Source organism: Microlunatus phosphovorus NM-1, assembly GCF_000270245.1.
Classification (GTDB): Bacteria; Actinomycetota; Actinomycetes; order Propionibacteriales; family Propionibacteriaceae; genus Microlunatus; species Microlunatus phosphovorus.
The window spans coordinates 4,267,487-4,290,091 of record NC_015635.1 but is presented as its reverse complement, the minus strand read 5'-3'; the positions used below and the strand labels follow the sequence as shown (position 1 = coordinate 4,290,091).

At 67.8% G+C, this 22,605-nt stretch carries 24 protein-coding genes, 1 pseudogene and 1 riboswitch; of the genes and pseudogenes, 15 read left to right on the top strand and 10 right to left on the bottom strand.

The features are described from left to right. The first annotated feature begins 171 nt into the window (after positions 1–171). Positions 172–882: an ABC transporter substrate-binding protein gene (locus tag MLP_RS19295; protein ID WP_013864846.1), complete on the top strand. Its 711-nt coding sequence runs from the start codon at positions 172–174 to the stop codon at positions 880–882. Between the two features lie 76 nt (positions 883–958). Here the strand turns inward: MLP_RS19295 and MLP_RS19290 are convergent, their stop codons facing one another. Continuing rightward, a complete protein-coding gene (locus MLP_RS19290) occupies positions 959–1,459 on the bottom strand; it encodes a VOC family protein (protein ID WP_013864845.1) in 501 nt (166 codons plus the stop codon). A gap of 87 nt (positions 1,460–1,546) precedes the next feature. On the opposite strand from MLP_RS19290, the gene MLP_RS19285 reads away from it, so the two are divergent. The 5 genes from MLP_RS19285 to MLP_RS19260 all read left to right on the top strand — a co-directional run bounded on the left by MLP_RS19285 (position 1,547) and on the right by MLP_RS19260 (position 6,150). Then, positions 1,547–2,452 carry an AraC family transcriptional regulator gene (locus tag MLP_RS19285; protein WP_197536447.1) on the top strand — a complete coding sequence of 302 codons (906 nt, stop codon included), beginning with the start codon at positions 1,547–1,549 and terminating at the stop codon, positions 2,450–2,452. Between the two features lie 82 nt (positions 2,453–2,534). Continuing rightward, the gene (locus tag MLP_RS19280) at positions 2,535–3,011 is read left to right on the top strand and encodes a methyltransferase family protein (RefSeq protein WP_013864843.1); all 477 of its coding nucleotides are present in this window, start codon (positions 2,535–2,537) and stop codon (positions 3,009–3,011) included. Positions 3,012–3,057: 46 nt separating this feature from the next. Further along, complete coding sequence (locus MLP_RS19275; protein WP_013864842.1) at positions 3,058–3,702, top strand: NAD(P)-dependent oxidoreductase; 645 nt, start codon at positions 3,058–3,060, stop codon at positions 3,700–3,702. Between the two features lie 519 nt (positions 3,703–4,221). Continuing rightward, complete coding sequence (locus tag MLP_RS19265) at positions 4,222–4,782, top strand: GNAT family N-acetyltransferase (RefSeq protein ID WP_197536446.1); 561 nt, start codon at positions 4,222–4,224, stop codon at positions 4,780–4,782. A 165-nt stretch (positions 4,783–4,947) separates the two neighbouring features. Next, the gene (locus MLP_RS19260) at positions 4,948–6,150 is read left to right on the top strand and encodes an acyltransferase family protein (RefSeq protein WP_013864839.1); all 1,203 of its coding nucleotides are present in this window, start codon (positions 4,948–4,950) and stop codon (positions 6,148–6,150) included. 200 nt (positions 6,151–6,350) lie between these two features. On the opposite strand, the gene MLP_RS19255 is transcribed toward MLP_RS19260, so the two are convergent. Next, positions 6,351–6,977 (bottom strand): TetR/AcrR family transcriptional regulator, encoded by a 627-nt coding sequence (locus tag MLP_RS19255; protein ID WP_013864838.1) that lies wholly within the window; start codon positions 6,975–6,977, stop codon positions 6,351–6,353. An 85-nt stretch (positions 6,978–7,062) separates the two neighbouring features. Here MLP_RS19255 and MLP_RS19250 point away from each other — a divergent pair, with 85 nt between their 5' ends. The 5 genes from MLP_RS19250 (at position 7,063) to MLP_RS19230 (ending at position 10,957) form a co-directional block, all read left to right on the top strand. Next, positions 7,063–7,512, top strand: coding sequence for an SgcJ/EcaC family oxidoreductase (locus tag MLP_RS19250; RefSeq protein WP_156821219.1), 450 nt, complete (start codon positions 7,063–7,065; stop codon positions 7,510–7,512). A gap of 17 nt (positions 7,513–7,529) precedes the next feature. Next, a complete protein-coding gene (locus MLP_RS28375; RefSeq protein ID WP_172641599.1) occupies positions 7,530–8,213 on the top strand; it encodes a hypothetical protein in 684 nt (227 codons plus the stop codon). Positions 8,214–8,350: 137 nt separating this feature from the next. Continuing rightward, the gene (locus MLP_RS28370) at positions 8,351–8,872 is read left to right on the top strand and encodes a GNAT family N-acetyltransferase (RefSeq protein WP_197536445.1); all 522 of its coding nucleotides are present in this window, start codon (positions 8,351–8,353) and stop codon (positions 8,870–8,872) included. A gap of 268 nt (positions 8,873–9,140) precedes the next feature. Next, entirely contained in the window at positions 9,141–9,692 is a 552-nt protein-coding gene (locus MLP_RS19235; RefSeq protein WP_013864834.1) for a Chromate resistance protein ChrB, read from the top strand. Continuing rightward, positions 9,689–10,957 carry an MFS transporter gene (locus MLP_RS19230; protein ID WP_013864833.1) on the top strand — a complete coding sequence of 423 codons (1,269 nt, stop codon included), beginning with the start codon at positions 9,689–9,691 and terminating at the stop codon, positions 10,955–10,957. The genes MLP_RS19235 and MLP_RS19230 overlap by 4 nt, the downstream gene beginning before the upstream one ends. A gap of 160 nt (positions 10,958–11,117) precedes the next feature. Here MLP_RS19230 and crcB read toward each other — a convergent pair whose 3' ends face one another. The 8 genes and pseudogenes from crcB to MLP_RS26640 form a co-directional block, all read right to left on the bottom strand. Next, positions 11,118–11,492, bottom strand: coding sequence for a fluoride efflux transporter CrcB (gene crcB, locus MLP_RS19225; protein WP_013864832.1), 375 nt, complete (start codon positions 11,490–11,492; stop codon positions 11,118–11,120). Further along, a complete protein-coding gene (locus MLP_RS19220) occupies positions 11,489–11,995 on the bottom strand; it encodes a fluoride efflux transporter FluC (protein ID WP_013864831.1) in 507 nt (168 codons plus the stop codon). The genes crcB and MLP_RS19220 overlap by 4 nt, the downstream gene beginning before the upstream one ends. A 44-nt stretch (positions 11,996–12,039) precedes the next feature. Beyond that, a complete protein-coding gene (locus tag MLP_RS19215) occupies positions 12,040–12,549 on the bottom strand; it encodes a universal stress protein (RefSeq protein WP_197536444.1) in 510 nt (169 codons plus the stop codon). A gap of 24 nt (positions 12,550–12,573) precedes the next feature. Further along, positions 12,574–12,648, bottom strand: a riboswitch (Fluoride riboswitch). Positions 12,649–12,692: 44 nt separating this feature from the next. After that, positions 12,693–15,131 carry an FtsX-like permease family protein gene (locus MLP_RS19210; RefSeq protein WP_041790288.1) on the bottom strand — a complete coding sequence of 813 codons (2,439 nt, stop codon included), beginning with the start codon at positions 15,129–15,131 and terminating at the stop codon, positions 12,693–12,695. A gap of 1 nt (position 15,132) precedes the next feature. Then, a pseudogene (locus tag MLP_RS19205) lies at positions 15,133–15,897 on the bottom strand (ABC transporter ATP-binding protein); the annotation flags it as partial. A 94-nt stretch (positions 15,898–15,991) separates the two neighbouring features. Further along, positions 15,992–16,657 (bottom strand): response regulator transcription factor, encoded by a 666-nt coding sequence (locus tag MLP_RS19200; RefSeq protein WP_013864827.1) that lies wholly within the window; start codon positions 16,655–16,657, stop codon positions 15,992–15,994. Continuing rightward, the gene (locus tag MLP_RS19195; protein WP_013864826.1) at positions 16,654–17,934 is read right to left on the bottom strand and encodes a sensor histidine kinase; all 1,281 of its coding nucleotides are present in this window, start codon (positions 17,932–17,934) and stop codon (positions 16,654–16,656) included. Before MLP_RS19195 ends, MLP_RS19200 begins: the two co-directional genes overlap by 4 nt. 159 nt (positions 17,935–18,093) lie before the next feature. Next, positions 18,094–18,381 carry an HAD-IA family hydrolase gene (locus MLP_RS26640; protein ID WP_083843881.1) on the bottom strand — a complete coding sequence of 96 codons (288 nt, stop codon included), beginning with the start codon at positions 18,379–18,381 and terminating at the stop codon, positions 18,094–18,096. Here MLP_RS26640 and MLP_RS19185 point away from each other — a divergent pair. The 4 genes from MLP_RS19185 (at position 18,380) to MLP_RS19170 (ending at position 22,605) form a co-directional block, all read left to right on the top strand. Further along, on the top strand, positions 18,380–19,978 hold the full coding sequence (locus MLP_RS19185) for a molybdopterin-dependent oxidoreductase (RefSeq protein ID WP_013864824.1): 1,599 nt from the start codon (positions 18,380–18,382) through the stop codon (positions 19,976–19,978). The genes MLP_RS26640 and MLP_RS19185 overlap by 2 nt on opposite strands. Positions 19,979–20,202: 224 nt before the next feature. Continuing rightward, the gene (locus MLP_RS19180; protein ID WP_013864823.1) at positions 20,203–20,361 is read left to right on the top strand and encodes a ribbon-helix-helix domain-containing protein; all 159 of its coding nucleotides are present in this window, start codon (positions 20,203–20,205) and stop codon (positions 20,359–20,361) included. Next, positions 20,358–21,128, top strand: coding sequence for a VOC family protein (locus tag MLP_RS19175; protein ID WP_013864822.1), 771 nt, complete (start codon positions 20,358–20,360; stop codon positions 21,126–21,128). Before MLP_RS19180 ends, MLP_RS19175 begins: the two co-directional genes overlap by 4 nt. 157 nt (positions 21,129–21,285) lie before the next feature. Beyond that, positions 21,286–22,605, top strand: coding sequence for an LssY C-terminal domain-containing protein (locus tag MLP_RS19170; protein WP_231851343.1), 1,320 nt, complete (start codon positions 21,286–21,288; stop codon positions 22,603–22,605).

The window sequence follows — 22,605 nt, the reverse complement described above, 5'->3', positions numbered from 1 at the left end:
GCCCATCGTGATCCAGCACGCCTTCGGATCGACCGAGGTTACCAAGACACCGAGCAGGGTGGTGACGCTGGGATGGGGCCCGACCGAGGCCGCACTGGCTGTGGGCGTCGTTCCGGTGGCCATCCCGCGCGGCACCGGGAACGGCGGCGACAAGGAGGGCTACCACCCTGGGTGCGGGAGTACTTCGCGCGCACGCAACAGCCGCTGCCGGAGGTGCTCTCGACCAACGCGGGCGACCCGCCGCCATTCGAGGAGATCCTCACGTACGAGCCGGACCTCATCCTGGCGACCGAGGCGGGTCTGACCCGGAAGCAGTACGACACCCTGTCCGCGATGGCCCCGACGATCGCGCACCCGGGCGAGGCGTGGGAAACCCCATGGCGCGACACCATCGCGATCTCCGGGCGTGCGCTCGGCAAGGAGGCCGAGGCCGAGCAAGTGCTGCGTGACCTCGATGCCAAGACCGCCGCGTCCGCAGCGGCGCACCCTGAATTCAAGGGACGCAGCATCACGGTGGCGGAGGTGTACGAAGGTGAGTTCTTGATCTATACCGCGGCCGAGCCCCGGGGCAAGCTGTTGACCCAGTTGGGGTTCACCGTCGACTCGTACGGATCGAGCGACACCGTGCACGAACTCAGCTTCGAGAAGGCCGACACCATCGGCTCGGACGTGCTGCTGATGTACTTCCCGGACGGCGAGGCACGCCAGGACTTTGAGTCCGGACCGGCCGCACGGGTCTTGTCACCCCGACTCCGGGACGGCCGAATCGCCTCCGTCGTCGGGGCTGCCAACGTGGCCGCTGTGTCGCCGCCGACGGCGCTCTCCTGGCCGTGGACCATCGATGAGTTCACCAGCACGCTGAGCGCTGCTGCGAAACCCTGACTCTCGTCCGCGCCGCGCGGGTCAACCTGCCGGCAGGACTGCCCCTGAGTGAAGTGCTCCGGCAGGACCGCTGGAGTCAGCTCAGCCGCGGCGACTCGTACGAGCCGATGAGCTGTCCATCCCGATACTCGACTCCGGTGAAGCCGCTGGTCGGCGCGGTGAAGTGATAGAAGCGCAGGACCGTCCCGTCTGGGTCGGGCACGTCGAGGCGGGATCCCTCCGGCCCGTCCTGGATCTCGCTGTGGTGGATGCCGAGGCGGTCGCAGCGCTTCGTCAGGTCTTCGAGGACGGTCCGATCGGCGGGCAGGAATGCGACGACATCGAATCCTTCGAGGTCGGGTTGGCTCGCGCACACTGACCGGTCTCGCAGCGCGACGTTGAAGCGCTGCTGCGGGTCGATCAGACCAGCTCCCCGCAGCACGCCGTCCTCGATGATCTCGAACCAGAGTCGCAGATCGAGGAATCGTCGATACCAGCGCACGCTGCGCGCCAGGTCGGTGACCGGCAGCTTGACCTGGGCGATGCGGTCGAGCCCGCCGATCCCGGTGCCGAGTGGTGCTTCGGTTGTTGTAGTCATGCTGTCGACGGTAGGGCGGTTGTGGTGGACACTCCATGTGTGAGCGTCCGCGAAACCCCAGCGTCCGTCTCGTTGAACACTGACGTCTTGGCGTCTGTGCTCCGTGAGCTGCGGTTCGAGAGCGCCGCCTATCGCTGGCTCGAGCTCGGAGCGCCATTCCGCATCGGATTCGACGAGCCGGGTCTTCGCGGCGTCCACATCGTTGTCGAGGGAGGGTGCGAACTCGTCACCGCCGAGGGTTCGGTCGTGCGACTGGACGCCGGTGACCTGGTGCTGCTCCCGCGGGGCGATGCGCACGAGATCCGCTCCGCCGAGCGTGGGGGTCGTCTGGAATCCGGGTTCGACCTGGCGATGCGCACGCCTGGAACCAGGCTCCGAGCAGGCGGCTCAGGCGCGCGCACCGTCGTCGTGTGCGGGGCGTTCGTCGTCCGGGAGATGCATCACCCGGCGCTGCTCGGCCTGCCGCACCTCATCCGGGTGCCTGGGGTCGACGGTCGGCCGCCGGCCTGGCTCGCTCCGTATGTCTCGGCGCTGGCCACCGAGGCGTTCGAGGGTGAGGCCGGCAGTGACCTGGTCATGGCGCGCTTATCGGATGCGCTGTTGGTCCGGGCCCTGCGCCACCACGGCGAGAGCGGCGGCGGCTCGGGGTGGCTGTCCGGACTGCGCGACCCGTACGTCGCCGTCGCGCTCCGGCTCCTGCACGAGGACCCAGCCCGACCATGGACCCTGGCCTCGCTCGCTCGCGCCGTCGGCTTGTCGCGGGCCGCCTTCGCTGCCCGCTTCACCGAGCGGGTCGGTCAGCCGGCGATGCAATATCTGCTCTCGTTGCGAATGCAGCGGGCAAGGTCGATGCTGCGTGATCAGCGAGCAACGGTGGCCGCGGTTGCCACGCGGGTCGGCTACACCTCCGATGTGGCCTTCGCCGCAGCCTTCAAACGCGAGGTCGGCACCACACCGGGCGCCTACCGCCGAGCTGCCCAGGCGGACCAGTGAACGAGCCGTCGCCGGCCAGCGTCGCCCGAATCCTCAGCACTCGGCTGTAGCGAGTGCGAGAAGGCGGGGAGACAATCGAGGGATGACGACCGCACCCTCCGTCCCGCCGCCGGTCATCGTCCTGGCCGCCGCCGGCGCACAGCGACTGCTCAGCCGGAACGGCAATCGGCCGGGCCCGCTTCGCCGAGTCGCGGCTCTCACCATGGTGGGTGCCGCCGCCGGTCTCGCCGGGTCCGCCGCCGGACTCTTCCGGTCTGCCGGCACGACCGTCGATCCGCACCACCCGGAGCGGAGCACGGCGCTGGTCACCACCGGCGTGTACCGACTGACGCGGAACCCGATCTACGTGGGTTTCGGTGTGGCCCTCCTGGCGCACGCCGTGTATCGCGGCTCGCCGCTGACGCTGTTGCCTCTTGCCGGCTACCTGACCTGGATCGATCGCCTGCAGATCCCCGCCGAAGAAGCAGCCTTGCAGGCTCAGTTCGGTGACGCGTGGGATATCTACAGCTCCACCGTGCCGCGCTGGTTAGGTTGGACCTCGCGCCCGCTCGGTGCATGAACAGCAGGCGAATCAGGCTTGTCCTCGACACAGTGGGAGAACAGCGATGGCTCGGCTCGCAGTGTTCGGTGCCAGCGGACGTACCGGGATGGAGGTTCTGCGACATGCCGTGGCTGCTGGCCACCAGGTGATCGGCATCTGCCGTGACCCGGCGAAGCTGTCGGGCCTTGCCTTCGATGTCGACGTGCGCGGAGCAGACGTGCTCGATCCAGCATCGATGGCGAAGGTGCTGGATGACGCTGATGCGGTGATCTCCACCCTCGGTCCGGACAATGGTCGGCAGCCGACTGAGGTGTGCTCTCAGGGGATGCGGACAATCATTCGGCAGATGCGTCTGGTAGGCGTACGGCGGATTGTCGCGGTGAGCGCCGTTCCGGTCTCGGCGCCGAGCGAGAAGACCTCCTTCGAGCGGGTCGTGCTTCATCCGATCCTGTGGCGCGTCTTCGGTGGGTGCTACCGCGACCTTCGGCTCATGGAGTCTGAACTGGCGGCAGCCGACGACCTCGAGTGGGCGGTGGTGCGACCGCCGATGCTGACCAACGGTACGGCGGGTCGGACGTTGCGGATGTCGTGGGACGAGCCGCTTCGGGGCACCCGCAAAGTCAGTCGCCGGCTCCTCGCCCAGACGCTCGTCGATGTTGCCACCGCCGTACCTTTCAGATCCGGCACTTTGACCATCACGCAGGGGTAGTGAGTGGCAAGCCGTGCACGAGGCACAGGACGGTCACCTTCTCGGCCAGTAGTGACCCTCACACCTGCTGATCTAGCCAAGGCAGCACGCCCTGGTGTGTTTAGCGCCGCCGGGCCACGTACGCTCGCGAACCCAGCGTGGGGCGCGTACGCCTGACGCCCTGGGGCCACAAAGGAACGCGAGCCGGGTGGATCGGGCGAGCGTTTCGCGCCACCGGGCCACCAATGACCGCCGACGGCGGGCGCGCCGGACCTTTGCCGGTGTGGGTCCGGCAGGAGCTCGCCAACAGCAGGCCGCCGACTCGGGTGCTGAAGCTCTCGGTGAGAATCAGCACGTGTCCGACCGTGCTCCCGTCACGTTCCAAGACCGCGACCTGATCACGATAGAGATCGAGGCGCGGATCGGAGGTCGGTGGCCAATCCGGCGACCAGGGCATATGACAACCATGCCCGAAGACCCTCGGCGAGTCCCTCGATCCCACCCGCAGTTGGACTTCGCGTCGGCCTCACGGTGGCTACGGTGAAGCTTGTGCCCGGCCTGAGCTATCCGACCTTGACTGACGGCGTCGTTGCGCTCCGGCCCTGGGGGATCGACGATGTCGACGATCAGTTGGCTGCATTCGCGGATCCTGTCTTCGTACGGTTCTCCGACTGGGCGCCAGACACGCGTGACCAGCTCGTGGATCGCCTGCAAGAGGTCGAGCGGGCGCGCGAGAACGGCCTCGGCATCCACCTGGCGATCACTCACCCCGATACTCCGTCGCACGCACTGGGCGAGGTAGCCCTTTCAGGCATCGACGACACCAACCAACGAGCCAGCGTCGGCTACTGGCTCAGCCCGGCCGCACGTGGCCGTGGTCTGGCGTCCCGTGCCGTCCGCCTGATTGCGAGGTGGGCTTTCGATGAGCTCGGACTCCTCCGGCTCGAACTCACGTGTGGTCCCGACAACCCGGGTTCTCAGGGTGTGGCGGTTCGCTGCGGGTTTCGTCTGGAGGGCCTGCTGAGGTCCCATATGGCCTTCAAGGGCGGACGGCGTGACAGCCTCGTCTATGGTCTGCTGCCAGGCGAGTTGCTCTCCTGAGGTAGGTCGCGTTACTGGCGACGTCGCAGCCAGGTCACCTGGTCGCGGAACACCGCCGACGCGGTCGCCGAAATATGCAAGCATGCTGTTGCCATATTGCTGGCCGCCCGGCCCCGACCAAGACTTGACCAAGACTAGGCACCCGCTTTGCTCCCTTCACGCAGCATGCAGCACCGCCGATATGCAGCACTCGACGGCCTGCGCGGCTTCGCGGCCCTGGCCGTTCTGTTCAGCCACCTCGTACCGCTGGCGCCGTCCCTGCACGTGGTCACCCGGGAGGAGTGGCACCAACCCCTGTCGCTGCCGCAGGACTGGCTGACCTACTCGCCGCTGCATCTGTGGTGGTTGGGCACCGAGGCCGTCTATCTGTTCTTCGTCCTCAGCGGGTTCGTCCTGGCGCTGCCGTTCGTGCAGGCGGGATCCGGCGGACGAACGCCGGAGGGCTACTGGCGTTCCTACTATCCCAGTCGGTTGCTGCGCCTGTACCTGCCCATCTGGGCGTCACTGCTGTTGGCGCTGGTCTTGGTGCAGGCGATCAGCTACCCGGAGAACCTGCCGCCGGGACTGCCGTACGACGCCGACCATCACACGTTGGGCGCCATGCTGTGGCACAGCCTGGCGCTCTTCGGCACCGGCTCGCTGAACCTTCCGCTGTGGTCCCTGAAGTGGGAACTGTGGTTCTCGTTGCTGTTGCCCGTGTACGTCGCCGCGGCCCGGTTGATCCGGCGTCAGATCTGGACCGCCGTCGTGCTCGTGGCCTGCTTCGGTCTCATCGCGTTCGGGCTGCGCTCCGGACTCGGCGTGCTGCAGTTCATGCCGGTGTTCATGATCGGCGTGGTGATCGCGTTCCGGCTGGACGATGTCCGCGGAGCCTGCGGGTGGCTGGCGAGGCGAGTGCCCGGAGCCATGCCGGCATTGCTGCTCATCGGCGTCGTGCTGACCACAGCACGCTGGTCGGTGCTGGGCCTGACCGCCAGCGAAGGTCCGCTGCTGCTGGTGGCGACGGTCTGGTCGATTCTGGGGGTGACCCTGATCGTGGTGAGCGCTCTGGCCTGGGAGCCGGCGGCTGCTGTCCTCTCCAGGAGAACGGCGCGCTTCCTCGGCGCCCGCTCGTACAGCCTCTACCTGGTGCATCTGCCGGTCGTGACCGTGCTGGCCGCGGCCATCGGTGCCGATCGGTTCTGGCTGTTGTTCCCGGTGTGTCTGGCGGCATCGTTCGCGGCCACCGAGGTCTTCTATCGGCTGGTCGAACGTCCGGCGCATCACCTCGCCCGACGCGTCCGCAGTGTGCTGCGACCCCAGCCCAGGCCGACCGACCGGACCGAGGTCGATTCCGTGCCCGGGCCGGAATCACCGACGCAGCCATGAGCCGTTCGGGCGCCATCGGTTGAAATCGGGCGCCGTTGCCCCGGACTTGCTCGGGATGCCCGTGTGGTGACACGTGAGCCGCGGCCACAGCGGCCCGAACAGCCGCTTCCAGTAGCTGTGCTGCGTCCACACGCCGGACATTCTCGTGCTCGATCAGGTCGGCAGATGTGCGGTCCCGAGGGTGTGTGCGTAGGAGACCGTCAGTTGAGTAGGGCCTGGCTGAGCAGTTCGATCCACCAGTTCTCCACGGCATCCGGGGTCCAGCCGCGTTCGCGGGTGGCGAAGTCGTAGGTCTCGATGGCGACGGTGATGGCAAAGATGTCGAGAGCCCGGTCCAGCGTGATCCCAGGCCGAAAGGCTTCCGGTGGCCAAGTCTGGAACACCTCGCGGCGGACCCGGTCGCCGCGACCGCGCCCCTCGGCGTACGCGGCCTGGAGGGCAGGCTCGTTCCGGCGTCCCTCGGCGATCACCCGGATGAGCTCGCCGGCGTTCTCGAACAGCCGTCGCTCGAACCGGACGAAGGCTGCGAGCTGGCCGTGAGGATCGCCCTCGGCGGCATCGAGGTCGGCGACTGCCCGGCCGGCGTCCGCGTCGGCGTCGGCGCTGTCAACCAGAGAGCTGGCGAGTCCCGCCTTGCTGCCGTAGACCGCGTACACCGTCGCTTCCGACACGCCAGCGGCCACGGCGACCGAACGCACGCTGGTGCCGGCCCACCCACGCTCGACGAAACGATCGCGAGCGGCCCGGGCGATGCGCATCCGGGTCTGCTCGGCCTGCTCCTCCCGCAGTGCCGAGCGATATGGCCGTCCGCTCACCTCGGCCGTCATCCTCTCGTTCCTTCCGTCGATGCCGGTTTCACGCGACCACTGTACATCTCCGGTGAGAGGGTCTATATTAACTGATGGATCATCAATGAATGATGACCACTCACTCAAAGGGGAAGCCATGGGCTTGATCGCACCGGCCGAGACATCGGCGGCAGATGTCGTCGCGCGGGACGTGCTGCAACGACTGGAGCACAGCTGGAACCGCGGCGACGGACCGGCGTTCGGGGCGATGTACGCCGAGGACGCGACGTTCGTGACCATTCGCGGGGACTACGCCGTGGGTCGAGATGCGATCGCCGCCGGCCATGCGGCGATCTTCGCGACCACGCATGCCGGCAGCGTCAATCGGATGGAGCTGATCGCAACTCGCGAGATCGCCGACGGTGTTGTGGTGGTGGTGTCGCGGAACGTGCTGACCGCACCCGTTGGGCCGCTCGAGGGGCGGCATGCCGCGATGTCGACGTCGATGCTGGTCCGTACGGCGGGGCAGTGGCAGATCGCGGCGACTCACAACACGCTGGTTGGTGCGCTGTGAGCCGGGCGGTGGAGTCCGTGGAGTCGACCGACTTGCGGCTGACGGGGACTGGTGCGGCACGCGTGGGGGAGCCGGGCGGGCGAGTTGGCGCGGCTCTGCTGGCCATCGCGGGAATCTCGATGGCTGCCGGAGGGCTGTTGCACCCACACGGGTCCGGCGACACCGTCGACGAGGCGTTGGGTGGCATGCTCGCTTCCCCGCTGTGGAACCTGTCCCACCTGCTGGTGCTGGCCGGGTTGATCATCGGTATCGCCGGGTTCGTGCTGGTCCGACGGTCCGACGTGCTGGGGGCGTCGTTGCGGCGGTGGCTGACGCTGGTGATCGTCACTTGGTCGCTCGCCGCGGTCGAGACGGTGCCGCATCTGCTCGCGGGTGGCGAACACGCCGCTCACGTCTCCGGTGGTCCGACCCCGATGACCGATGCGCATGTGCTGCTGTCGACCATCACCACGCCGCTGCTGGCGGTCATCACTGCGCTGTTCGCGATCCAGCTCGCCCGACACGCGCGTACAGCGGTGGCCTGGGTGCTGGCCGGTTTTGCGCTCCTCGGCGCGGTCACCTTCGGGGCGGCGTCGCCGCTGTTGGCCATCACCGGCAACCCGGCGGTCTCGGCTCTCTTCCCGGGCCAGTTGTTCATCGACGTCTGGTTGGTCGGCACCGCGGTTCGGCTGCTGTCGTCCGGGCGACCTGGCCACCGCTGACGCCGTCCGCGGATCTGCTCGGGTTCGTCGGTCTTGCTCGATCTGCAGACCGAGCAGAACCGACAAGATCGAGCAGATCCGGCGGGCCACGAGAAATCCGGGTGCCGGGTGCGGGCAGATCCGTTACGTTGCGAACCGTGCCGAACCTAGTTCCCGCCGGTGCTCTGGCAGAGGTGCTGCCCGGGTCCACGTTGGGCTTGTTTGCATCTCCTGATCTCGCGGAACTGGTCGTCCTGCAGCGTTGCTGCTGGGTGTCGGAGGCGATCGTGAACTCGACGCTCGACATCCCTGCGTTGCACGAGACTCAGGATGAGGTGCTGGCTTGGGCCACTGCCTGGACGACGTTGGTCGTCCGCGCGGAGGGTCGGCTCGTCGCGGCAGTCCGCGGGCGGCGAGAGGGGATGAGCTGGGAGATCGGGCGGCTGATGGTGGCGCCCGACCTCGCGGGTCGTGGCATCGGGTCGAGACTGCTCGCAGTGATCGAGTCTCTCGCACCCGACAACGTCACCGAGTTCGCCTTGTTCACCGGCGCCAAGAGTCTTCGGAACATCGCCTTGTACGAGCGCTCCGGGTATCGATTGATCCATGCTTGGGATCCCGATGGACCGGGTCACATCAGCGGGGCCGTCTTCCTGACCAAACTGCGTACGACTGGCTGAACCCTGGAAACGCGATCGCTTGACGCCGCGGGACCATAGGCGACCGGTAGTTGGGCCGCACGGAGTACGCCTCGCGCCCCCGGGCCACAAACGACCGCGAATCGAGCAGAGGGCTCGGACGGTTTGCGCCACCGGGCCACGAACGACATCGGTACCGCGTAGCGCCCGGACATCCGGCGCCCGCGGGCCAAAGGCGACCGGACCAAGCAAGTCGTTACACTCGTCACAGATCGTGAAGTTCTGTCGTTACGAGTGATGGAGTTCGGATGTGACTGACGAGCCGGCTCGAGTTTGGGTTGTGCTGTTGGTGCGGCTGCCGGCTGATCCGGCGAAGCATCGGATGGCGGTCTGGCGTGAACTGCGCCGCTCGGGGGCCATCTCGATCGGACAGGGTGCGTGGGCGCTGCCCGACACACCCGTGGTCCAGTCGCTGATTGATCGAGTCGCGGAGCTCGCCGACCAGGCCAAGGGCTCGCTGCTCGTGTTGCGGGCCGACGGCTGGGATGACGCACAGCGTCAGCGGCTCCAGGATCTGTACGGGGAAGCGCGCAGCGACGAATGGTCGGAGTTCTTGGCCGACTGCGACAAGTATCTGGCCGAGCTGGCGAAGGAGATCCGGATCCGCAAGTTCACCCTGGCCGAGCTGGAAGAGGAAGAACAGAGCCTGGACCGGCTACGTCGCTGGTGCCGCGAACTTCGCGGTCGTGATCTCTTGGATCCCTCGCGCTCGGCCGAGGGTGTGGCAGCACTGCGTCGTTGTGAGGAGGAGTTCGACGGGTACGCGGACCAGGTCTACGCCGCTCTCGGCGGGCTGACGTGACCGCGCAGCAGACCTCGACCCGCCGTACGGCGTGGAGTCTGGTGGTCGGTTTCGGGTTGGTCAGTCTGACCGCGGACATGGTCTACGAAGGGGCGCGGGCGATCACCGGGCCGCTGCTGGCCTCGCTCGGCGCGACCGCTGCAGTCGTCGGTCTGGTCAGTGGACTCGGTGAAGCTGTATCTCTCCTCCTCCGACTCGTGTCGGGTTCATGGGCCGATCGATCGGGACGCTACTGGCGCTGGACGATCGCCGGGTACGCGATCACGGCCGTCTCAGTGCCGGCGCTTGCGATCACACCGTTCCTCGGCGCGGCCGGTCTGGTGGTGGGCTGCCTGCTGATCATCGCCGAGCGCTTCGGCAAGGCGGTTCGGAGCCCCGCGAAGTCGGTGCTGCTCGCCCAAGCCTCGGGCGTCGTGGGGCTTGGCCGCGGCTTCGGCGTGCACAAGGCACTCGACCAACTCGGTGCTTTCGCCGGTCCGCTGCTGGTCGCCGCCGTGATCAGCCTGACCGGCGCGCTCTGGTCGGGACTTGTCGTGCTCGCGATTCCCGGTGCGCTGTCGATCATCGTCTTGCTGGTGCTCCGCCGCGCCAGCAACGACACCGGGACGGCCAGCAACGGGCCGGACAGTCCGACCCCAGGTGTTGTGTCCAACCCGAGTGCCATGCCGATCCCGAGTGCCACCCCGACCGCGCAGCCACTCCCACGGCATCGACTGCCGAGCGAGTTCTGGACCTTCGCCGCAGCCGCCGGGGCCACGACAGCGGGCTTGGTGACGTTCGCTGTCATCGGCTACCACCTGGTCGACGGACGGGTGACCAGTGCTGCGCTCGTACCGGTGATCTATGCCGCGGCGATGGCCGCCGCCGGGGTTGCCGCGCTGGGTACCGGCTTCCTGTTCGACCGGATCCATGCCCGGGTGCTGCTCGTGCTGCCGCTCCTGGTGGCGGCGGTGCCGGTGTTCGCCTTCGCCGACGCGCTGCCCTTGGTCATGGTCGGCGTCCTGGCCTGGGGAGCGGCCAGCGGACTCCAGGACTCGACCGTCAAAGCCCTCGTCGCGGACCTCGTGCCGGCGCCGCGACGAGGCACGGCGTACGGACTCTTCGCCGCCGTCCAAGGGGGTGCGGCCGTCCTCGGCGGTGTCATCGCCGGTGCCTTGTACGACCACTCGACACCCGCACTGATCGCGTACGTCGCCGCCACGCAGCTGATCGCACTCGTGCTGTTGGTGCGGACGCTGCGCCGTCCGCCGGTCTCGCCGCGCTGACCTCCCGCCGAGAGGGGGAAGCGCTCAGTCTTCTGGAAGGGGTCGGCTTCTGGAATGGGTCGGCCGAAGGCATCCAGGGTGATCGCATCCGGCTCTGGACCACCGCGGTGGCGGTTCTTCTCCCGGGGATGCCCCGATCGAGGCCGCTTGCCAAGCCCGACTACAGACTGAGCCCGAGCGCGAGACCGCCGGCGGCGGCGCCCGTACACAGCACCAGCATGCCGAAACCGTTGATCAAGCCGGCCCGCCACCGGCCTTCCTCGACCAGGCGCACCGTTTCCACACTCGCTGTGCTGAAGGTCGTGTAGCCGCCCATCATCCCGGTCCCGACGATCAACTGCCAGTAGTGCGAGGCCACCTGACCCAGGACGAGCCCGACGAGCAGCCCAAGCACCAGGGACCCGGTGATGTTGATGATCATGGTCGCGTACGGGAAGCTCGGCGGTGTGCGGTGTCGGACTGCGCCGTCGACGATGAAGCGCAGCGCCGCGCCGATGCCGCCGGCTACGCAGACTGCCAGGAACTCGAGGATCATGAGGCCGACCTCGCGATCCGCGGGCGCACCAGATGACGAGCGGTGGCGATGCCGGCAACCGACGCCAGCCCACCGATGATCACTGTGCCGACGCCGTACGCCACGGCGATCACCGGGCTGGCCAGCGCCAGCGTGACGCTGTCCGCGGCCAAGGTGGAGTAGGTCGTGAACCCGCTGATCACACCGGTGCCGATCCCCAGCCGGAGCCGGCGGCTCCAACCGTGATCGGGGCCGAACTCCGACAAGGCCTCCAAGAGCAGGCCAAGGAGGAAGGCGCCCACGAGATTGACGGTGAGGATTGCGACGGGCACCCCGGCGACCGGTGGCATGAGCAACATCAGGCCATAGCGCAGACCGGTGCCGATGGCACCGCCCGCGGCAACCAGAGCGATATTGGCGGGGGAGCGGTGCGCTGCCCGTGGACGTCGGGACTTGGGTCGCTCGGTGACCAGTTCACTGTCGAACGGCGGCGACTCCTGGTGTTTCGGTTCCCGACGCTTCACGTCTTGCCGATGGTTCGCTTCCCCGTGGCTCACTTCTCGGTGGCTCACTGCTCGTCCTCCCAGGGCAGCGGTCCCTCGGCGTGTGCCGTGAGTGGCACCACCACCACGGGGATGGTCTGCCGGTGGGCGAGATGCACCGCGACCGAGCCGCTGAAGTACTCCCGCACACTCGCCCGGACCCCGGAGCGGGTGCCGACCACGATCAATTCGGCGCGAACCAGCTCCGCCAGGCGCGCGATGGCCCGCGCCACCTCGCCGGCCAGCTCGACAGTCCGCACCGAGATGCCCTGGTCGCCCACGAGCCGGTCGATCCGTGCGGCCAGTTCGGGGTCGAACTGGGCACAGATCCACTCTTGGGCATCCGGATCCAGCGGTCGGGCCTCGACGGTTCCGTCGGGATGCTCCTCGACGACATAGGCCGAGGTATCCACGTGGGCACAGACCAGCTCGACATCCAGCGAGCGGGCCAGCCAGGCCGCCGTACGGATGACTGAATCGGGCTGGTGAGAGGTCACCGCGATGACCACGCTGCGATGGGGTGGGGACTGGCTCATGGGCATGCTCCTCAGACGCGAACGATCGTCTCAGGAGTCATCAGCCCTGCGGGGCGGTTCGGGGAGCTACCCCTGGCGGACGCCATCGCCGCGATTCACTATATACGCGATGTACGCGGCTGACCCGCGGGCCCCATGTGACCTCAGGCCTGAGCAAGGGCCTCCACCGGGTGGGCGCGGGCGGCCCGACGCCCGGGAAGCACGGAGGCGACCGCACCGGCCACCACGGCAGCCCCGAGCACGATCACCGTCTGCGGGATCGAGATCGCGAACCGAGTCACGGCAAAGCCGGCCTCGCCCGCCATGGCCGCGGTGCCGACCATGCCGAAGCCGATGCCGGCGAGCACCCCGACGGCGGCGCCGATGAGAGCCAGCAGGATGGCCTCCGCAGCGAGCATCGAGCGCAACTGCCGCCGCTGCAGCCCCAGGGCTCGCAGCAAGGCCGACTCATGGCTCCGCTCGATCACCGACAGCGCCAGCGCATTGCCCAACCCGACGACCGCGATCACGACCGCGACGGCGGTCAGCGCGGTGCTGATGGCCAACAACTGATCAAGCACTTTGCTGATGGCCGCCACATCCAGCAGCGAGCCGGAGACCTCCAGTCCGGTCTGCCGATCGGCGATGGTCCGCACGTCGTCCATCAATGCCGCCGGGTCGGCGTCAGGCTGGGCAGTGGCCCAGACCGCGGTGATCGGCGCGTCGGGCGCCAGTTTGTGCAGCGCGTCCGAGGTGATCGCCAGCGCGCCGGCATCCGCGACATCGCTGGCCCGCAGGACGAAGGAGTGCGATCTGCCGCCGATCCGGATCTCGACCCGGTCACCGGGATTCTTGCGGATCATCTCCAAGGTGAAGGGGTGCACCAGCGCGGTGTTGTCATCGAGAACGTCGAGTCCGCCGGCCACCACCGAGCCGGCATCGGGGCCCAGCCCGTCCAGCCGTACGGTGCCGTTACCGACCTGCGTCTCCGCCGATGGGACGGTGATCGCGGCGCGGATGCCGGGCAGCTCACGCACTTCCCGGGGCACCGAGTTCGGGAGTGCGCCGGACTGGGATCGGACGATGACATCGACCGGGAACTCGTGGTGCAGGGACGCCTCCGTGCTGCTCTTGATGCTGGCGGCGCCCACCTGCAGCGTCACGATCAGGCCTACGCCCAACATCAAGGCCGTGCACACCGCAGCGGACCGGCTGGGATTGCGGACCAGGTTGGCGCTGGCGAGTCGGACGGTCGGCCGGCTCCGTTGCAGCAGTCGTGCGAGACCTCGCAGCAACGGCGGGAGGAACAGCGGTGCCAGCGCGATGATGGCGGCGGCCGCCAGTGCGGATCCTGCGATGCAGAGCACCAGGGTGCCGCTGCCGCCGCGGATCAGTCCGGCGGCGATGGCGGCGACCCCGCCCAGGCCCAGAGCGCCACCGACGACCGCTCGAATCCGGCCCGCTCGTCGGGCGGCCCCCGGCTCGGACACGGGTCGCAAGGCGTCGAGCGGAGTCACGACCATGGCCCGTCGCGCGGGAGCCAGCGCCGACAGCACGGTGATCACCACACCGGCGAGCCCGGTGAGCAGCACCAGCCCGATCCGTACCTCGAGTCCGCTGGACAGTGACCCCGTCGCCGCAGCCCCCACGGCAGCCACGCCGATGCCGATCAGCGCACCCAACAGCGCGCCTAGGACACCAGCGCCGGCTGCCTCGAGCAGGAGGTTGCGGCGTACCTGGGCGCGCGTGGCGCCGACGGCGCGCAGCAGTCCGATCTGGCGGCGCCGCTGGGCGACGACAATGGCGAAGATGTTGGCGATGATCATGGAGCCGACCAGGGCGGCGATGCTGCCGAAGGTGAGCAGCAGATAGCGGATCACGTCGACGCCGCCAGTCACCATCTCGAGCCGCTGCTGGGCCAGGTCGGCAGACGTGACGACATCGGTATCGGCCGGAAGCTGGGTCCGCAGTGTGCTCGCCAGCGTGGGAGGATCGACACCGGGACGGGCGATCACCAGATATTCGACGCCGCCGTCGGCCAGTATCGGTGAGGAGGCCGGCGCGAAGGCGGTGCTCTGCATGCTCGCGAACAGTGAGGCGGACTCGTCGATCAGACCGGTGAGGCGCAGCTGCCGGTCTTCTCCGGCGCCACCTATGCCGCGTACGCCGATGGTGTCGCCGACAACTGCCTTCGCCCGCTCTGCAGTCTGCCGGCCGATGATGATCTCATCGGCGATCCGGGGCCAGGAACCGTCGTGCAAGGTCATCCAGCGCAGTCGCGCATCGCCCGGCAAGGTGGTGACCATCAGCAGTGTGTTGCGGCCGCCGAGGGTTGCCTCCAGCGCGGTGTTCCGGGATGCCTCGACGTGCTCCACTCCGGTCGTCTTCGCGATCGTGGGCGTGAGGTCACGTTCGGTCGTCGGCAGGACGACCACGCTGCTGCCGGCTGTCTGGGCGGAGACCGCCCGTCGGATCGCGGCAGCCTCGGTGTCGACGAAGACCAGGCTGGCGACCACGAAACCGACGCTGAGTGCGACCGCCAGCACGATGCCGAGCAACCGGGTCGGATGGGCCCGTACCTCGGAGAGCGTGACCCGCAGCATCTCAGGCACCGACCTGGCTCAGCTCGACCCGGATCGAGTCGGCGTCGGGATGATCGAGGTCGCCGACCAACTGTCCGTCGTTGATCAGCAGCGCCCGGTCCGCGTAGGCGGCCGCGGCCGCATCGTGGGTGACCATCACGATTGTCTGACCGAGTTCCCGGCTGGCCATCCGCAGCTGCGCGAGTAATGCCTGGCCGTTGACCGAGTCCAGGGCGCCGGTGGGCTCATCGGCGAAGATCACGTCCGGTTCGGTGATCAGCGCCCGAGCGATCGCCACCCGCTGCTGCTGCCCGCCGGAGAGCTCACTGGGTCGATGTTGCAGCCGGTCGGTGAGGCCGAGCGACGCCACCACGCTCTGCAATCGCTGGTCATCGACTCGGCGGCCGGCCAGGTCGAGCGGCAGCAGGATGTTCTGCCGTGCCGTCAGCGTGGGCAGTAGGTTGAACGACTGGAACACGAAGCCCACCCGGTCTCGGCGGAGCTTGGTCAGCTCGGCATCGCGGAGCTGGCTGATCTCGTGTCCACCAAGGAAGATCCGTCCGCTGGTGACCGAGTCGAGGCCGGCCAGGCAGTGCATCAGGGTGGACTTGCCGGACCCAGACGGTCCCATGATCGCGGTGAAGGTGCCGCGCGGGATGACCAGGCTGATCCCGTCCACCGCCCGGACGCTCCGCGCGCCGGTGCCGTAGGTCTTGGTGAGATTCACAGCACTGACGGCGATCGTGGTCGCGACGCTGGGCTGCTCGAGTGGTAGCGCGGTGAGGAACATGTCGATCAGCCTCGTCGGCACCGACCCGGCGTGACATCGGAGCACGGTCGGGACCTGTTCCGCCCGTGATCAGACCACGGGCTGATCGTGATCAGCCCGCGCGCGGTGCCAGCCCCGTCTCGTACGCGAACAGCACCAGGCCGACTCGGTCCCGGATGCCGAGCTTGGAAAGCAGCCGGCCGATATGGGTCTTCATCGTGCCCTCGGCCAGATAGAGCCGCTGACAGATCTCGGCGTTGGTCGCACCATCGGCGATCTCCACCAGAACGTCGATCTCGCGTTCGGTGAGCACCGACAGCCGTGAGTCCGGGCCGCTCGGCGGCGAGGTCGCCGGCAGCGTCGGCAGGACATGCTCGAGCAGTCTCCTGGTTGCGCTCGGTGCGACGACCGCATCCCCGGCGGCGACATTGCGGATGGCCGAGAGCAGCTCGGTCGGACGGGCGTCCTTGAGTAGGAAGCCGCTGGCCCCGGCTTGCAGACCCGCGTAGACGTACTCGTCCAGATCGAAGGTGGTCAAGATCAAGATCTTGGGTGGCTGTGGTCTGCCGAGGATGCACCTGGTGGCCTCGATGCCGTCCATCCGCGGCATTCTGATGTCCATCAGGACCACATCGACCTGTTGTCGGGCGAGCGCATCCACCGCCTGCTGACCGTCGGCCGCTTCACCGACGACCTCGAGATCGTCCTCGGCATTGATCAACAGGGCAAATCCGCTGCGGACCAGTGCCTGATCATCGACCAGGAAGACGGTGATCATGAGCTGCTCCCAGATACAGGGCCGGTCGTGGTGGTGGCGGGCAGGGGGATCGAGGCTCGGACAACGAAGCCGCCGCCCGGCCGCGGCCTGGCATCGAGCCTGCCGTGCATCAACGACACCCTTTCGGCCATGCCGCGGAGTCCGTGCCCGGGCTCTGGGGCTGCGCCGGCTCGGCTGTCCGTGGCGGCATGGTGTGCGGCCGCGCCGCGGCCGTCGTCGCTGACCTCGATCTCGATCGAAGCAGGCAGATAGTCGATCCGGATCTGAGCGGTCGCCGCCGGCCCGGCATGCTTCAACACGTTGGTGATCGACTCCTGTACGACCCGATAGACGGTGAGTCCGATGGCCGCCGGGACGGCCGGAGTCGTGCCCCGGACGAGGAGTTGGAAGCGATCACCGGAGCGAGCCACCAGTTCGGCGAGATCTCCCAGGCCGGGGGAGGGCAGATAGCTGGCCTCTGCGGAACCGCCACGGAGGACGTCGACGATGCGGCGCATCTCTGCCAGGGAAGTACGCCCGGTCTCCGCGATCGTGTCCAGCACTTCGGCTCCTACCTCCGGCCGTTTCAGCACCACCGCCCGGCCGCCCTCGGCTTGCACGACGATCACCGACAGGGAGTGGGCCACGATGTCGTGCAGTTCCCGGGCGATCCGGCTCCGCTCGTCGATGGCGACCGCACGGGCCCGCTGCTCCTGCTCCGACTGCTGCAGCCGTAGTCGCTCCAGCTCGGCCTGGGCGCGCTGGCGGCGGTTGATCTGCTGTTCCCGGAGCTGGCGCCCGAGCAGATAGGCGCCGGTCACGATGGCAGCGCAGGCCGTCGCCGTCACCGCGAAAGCGATCGGATTGTCGGTCAGACCGCTCCATCTGGCCGGCCCGATGACTGCGCCGGCAAGTCCGATCCACAAGGCGACGAGGCCGGTTCGAGGGCTGGCGTTGCGGGTGACCGCATACACGATCATCGGCACGACGACGATGCTCAGCGTCGGAGTCGGCAGGTAGTAGACCTGCAACAGACTCGCTGTGGTCGCCCAGGCGAGCGCAACCCGGGGGTGGCTGCGGCGCACCAGCAGCGAGGAGGTCAGCAGGAGCGACAGCACCATGGCGTCCCGGCCCCAGGGATCGCTGGCCGGCACACAGATCCCGGTGACCAGGCCGGCGAGGATGAGGTCGAGGGCCCAGCTTCGGCCACGGGCGACCGGCAGGTCAGGGTCTCTCACGCGATCGCCCGAGCTGGTCATGTCGTGCGCCAGCCTAGGGCTGTTGCTCTCATCAGACATCAGACCAGAGTCCTACATCAGCCCGCACGGGCCTCGGTGCCGCTGGCATGTTGCACCGTGGCCCGCAGAAGCTGAGCGATTCTGCCGGGATGTCACGGCAAGATCGCACACCTTGTTCGCCGCCACCTCAAGCTTCGATCGGAGACAGCCTGAGTTCGGTCACGTTCGAGAGAGTTGGCGGACGCGGTTCCCCCAGCCCGGCCGTTCGACGACGGCATCGCGAGAGATGTAGGCAGCATGCAGCCCTGCCGCGAGTGCGCCGTCGATGTCGGTCTTCGGATTGTCACCGACCATCAACACCTGGTCCGCAGGCAGACCCAGAGCGGCACAGGCAGCCGCGAAGGCCAGCGGAGGCGGTTTGGGAGCAGACAGTTCCTCGGAGACGCACACCACCGTAAGGGAATCGTTCGTTGTCAGCTGACTTGCACGAGCGCACGATGGAGGCATGACACAAACGGCGCCTCGCGCGGAGCCGGTCGCCGCCAGTTCCGCAGCCGAAGTCAGAGCCGGCTGGGGCTGGCTGTGTGGCGCGATCGGCGGAGTGGCCGGGATGGCGGTCGCCGATCTGACGGCGTACCTGATCGCTCCGGCCGGCTCCCCGGTGGCCGCCGTGGGTTCCATGATCATCGACCTGCTGCCGGCGGGTTTGGTCAACTGGGGCAAGGAGACGCTCGGCACCGCGGACAAGCCAGTGCTGCTGGTGATCGTCGCGCTCGGCGTGCTGGGCCTCTGTGGGCTTGCCGGGCGACTCGAGCAGCGACGGCGGTACGCGGGTGGGCTGGTCTTCGCCGGCGTGGCTGCCATCGGGATCGGGGCCGTGCTGACCGGCGATCAGGCATCGCTTGACGCGATCGTGCCCACGGTGCTCGGACTCACGGTCGGCTATCTGGTGCTGCGGCTCCTGCTGAGTCGCCTGGCCGACTGGTCATCGGCGACTGCCCCGGCAGCCGGATCAGAGACTGCCGATCCGCTGGAGCCGACGCTCGCCCGGCGTAGCTTCCTGATCTGGACCGCGGTCGTCGGAACCGTCGCCATTGCCAGTGCAGTCGCGGGACGGTTGCTGATCGCGACGGCCGGGGCGGTGGAGGAGGCGCGGTCACGATTTCGGCTGCCGATCCCGACCCGACGCGACCCGATCCCGGCCGGCGCTGACTTGGGGGTGGACGACCTGTCGCCTTACCTGACGCCCAATGCGGACTTCTATCGCATCGATACGGCCCTGCAATTGCCGATCATCGCCGCCGCCGACTGGTCCCTCACGGTCACGGGCATGGTGGAGCGTGAGGTCACCATCTCCTTCAGCGACCTGATTGCCAAGCCGTTGGTCGAGCACGTCACGACACTGACGTGCGTCTCCAACGAGGTCGGCGGAGATCTGGTCGGCAATGCGGTCTGGCTGGGCTACCCGATTCGCGAGTTGCTGGCGCAGGCGGGCGTGCAAGCCGGGGCTGACATGGTGCTGTCGACCAGCCAGGATGGCTGGACCGCCGGGACGCCACTTTCGGTGCTGACCGATCCGGATCGCCAAGCACTGCTGGCGGTCGGTATGAACGGCGAGGCGCTGCCGCTCGAGCACGGCTATCCCGTACGGATGGTGGTGCCGGGGCTCTACGGCTATGTGTCGGCCACCAAGTGGGTACGCCAGCTGAAGGTCACCACGTTCGACGCAGACCAGGGATATTGGACTCCGCTTGGTTGGTCGGCCAAGGGTCCGATCAAGACGGCATCGCGGATCGACGTGCCTCGCAGACACACCGTGGACGCGGGTCAGGTGGTGGTCGCCGGCGTGGCCTGGGATCAGCACACCGGGATCGCGAAGGTCGAGGTCGGCATCGACGACGTCTGGCACGCCGCGGAACTGGCCGAGGCGACCGGGCCCGACACCTGGCGGCAATGGCTCTATCGCTGGGACGCGACTCCCGGAACCCACGAGGTCGCCGTCCGGGCCACGAATGCCGATGGCCAGCAACAGACCGCCGAGTTGGCCCGACCGGACCCCGATGGCGCGACCGGCTGGCACACCGTGACGATCAGCGTCCGCTGACCTTGTGCGATCGGAGGCCAGCGCTCTCGAGTCACGGTGCAGCGCGAGAGCTGCGGTCGATCCGCGGTCGTCCTTGGCCCGGGGGCGCAAGACGTACGCCCAGCACGCTCAATCGCCGATCATCCGTGGCCCCGCGGCGCCAGACGGACGGTGACGCCGCATTCACGGCCAGCTCGCCGTGCCACGGCTAGACACTAAGACTCTAGATTGCTAGCATTCTAGATATGCCGGACAAGCCGCCCGCCAAGGTCCAGTTCAACGTCTATCTGCCGCCGGACCTGGTCAAAGCCTTCAAACATCGAGCCATCGACGAGGGCCGGAGTCTGTCGGCCGTCGTCCAGTCCGCGCTCACCGACTACCTGTCCAGAAAGGAATCCCAATGATTCTTCCGTACGTGATCTGGCCCCTGCGGTTCTCGCCGAACGCACCGGCGATGATCGACTTCTATACCCGACTCGGCCTGCACAAGTCGTTCAGCCACGACAACGGCACCTTCGCGACCTTCCATGGCCGTTCCGGGACCCTGGGCGTCCACGATGCGCTCAACACCGAGTCCGGCGTGGTGCCTCAACATACTGCGCTGAACTTCGCGACCACGGATGTCGTGTTGGCCGCCGAGGAACTCACCGAACTGGGACACCACGTCAAGGTCTGGGACGAGACGTACGGCAAGCAGGGGGTCGTGGCGTCGCGCGACGGCCGGGTGATCGGGCTGAACGGAGACAGCCAGGAGGACCTGTACGGGGGCTATCGCACCCACCCTGAGGAAGAGGCACCGAGTCTGGATGTGGTCGCGGTCTGCGTCACTTCGGAGATGAAGGCCGAGGCGGCCTGGTTCGCCTCCTTCGGCTTCGTCGCATCGTCCTACGACGATCCTTGGTGGATCGGGTTGCGTGCGGGAGAGCGGTCCGGGGTGATCGGCATCCATGCCGGCGAGGTCGACTCCCCAAGCGCCCGCGAGGCCGACGACGACTTGTTCGGGCCTGCTTACGAGGTGCGGATCGGGTTCGAGACTCACGAGCCGCTCGAAGTCCTGGACGCGCGTCTGCGTGACGCCGGCTTCGAGACCACGCTGGTAACCGAGGACGCGCCGCACATCGAGCTGACCGATCCTGACGGGGAGCGGATCGAGATTCATCGGGCGCCCTGAACGGCTGATTGACCTGAACGGCCGATGGACCTGAGCAACTGATTGATTCGCGCTCCGACCGCTTGCGAGGCAGGAAGTTACGCGGGTAGCTGCCCAGGTCGAGGCTGAGATGTCACCGGTTCGGGAGACAGCTCGGTGGGATCCTAGACTCAGCGCCGTGACTGCCACCCGACGGTCTGTCCGGCGACGATCGAGCCTGATGGACCACATCGACGCGGCGTTCTTCGCGTTCGCCGGGCTGGCTGCGCTGTGGCTCGCGTACCTGTTGCTGCGGCAGGGAGTGCGCCCGGGTTGGCCGTTGCTGTTGCTGGCGGCGTTCTGGGTCGTGTTCACCTATCTGCTGTTGCCGCGGCTGCACCGGATCCTCACCGTCATCTATGTGCCGGGGTACTTCATCGGCCGGACCCGCACCGCGGACGGGCTGCTCGGCGACCCGGTGAACATCGCACTGCTCGGGCACGAGGGGCAACTGCACCAGGCGATGACCAAGGCCGGTTGGATCCGGGCCGACGATCTCGATGCCAAGTCCGGTCGCAAGATGATCACGGCCACCGTGGCGCGCCGGAGCTATCCGAACGCGCCGGTCAGCCCACTGCTGCTGTTCGATCGGCAGCAGGATTTCGCTTACCAGCAAGAGGTTGGTGGCAGTACGTCGCAGCGTCATCATGTCCGGTTCTGGCGCTGTCCGGACGGCTGGATGCTGCCCGGCGGCTATGCGGTTGACTGGCTCGCCGCCGGGACCTTCGACAAGAGTGTGGGGCTCTCGCTGTTCACCTTCCAGATCACCCACAAGATCGAGGCGAACACCGACATCGAACGAGACTTCGTGGTGCATACGGTGACCGAGGCGAACCCGGACTCCTCCGTCCGGGTGATCAAGGACTTCTCCAGCGGCTATCACTCGCGCAACGGCGGCGGCGACCTGATCCAGACCGACGGTGATCTTCCGATCATGGATCTGCGAGCTGTGCCGGCCGCACCGGTGCCGTCCGAGCAGCAGAGCGATAGCCGGGACAAGCGGCCCGCGCAGACCGTGTTCGGCGGCGGGGTAGCGGTCGTCCGTGGCTTCGGCACTCTGCTGCTCGCGCTGGTCATGGTCCTCGCTCCCAGGCTGGTAGGGACCCAGGCGGAGGTGGGTGACACGGATGGGATCAACCAGACCACGCTGGTGACCATCGCGGCAGCCATCATCGCAGCGGGGGCGGTGCTGGACATCCTCCTCGGAGCAGCGACGTGGGTCGGTCGCAACTGGTCTCGGCTGCTGCTGATGGTCTATTCGGTGCTCACGATCCTCAGTGCCTTCTTCGCCGACCTCAGCGGATCCCAGCTGATCGGCATCTCCCAACTGCCGACCATTGCCACCGGCACATTGGTGCTCCTGGCTTTGTCCAGTCATCGAGCCCGCGAATTCGCCGTACGCGGTCGCTATCACCCGAAGACGCTCGGCAGCCAACGACTAGACGAGATCACTCCCTGA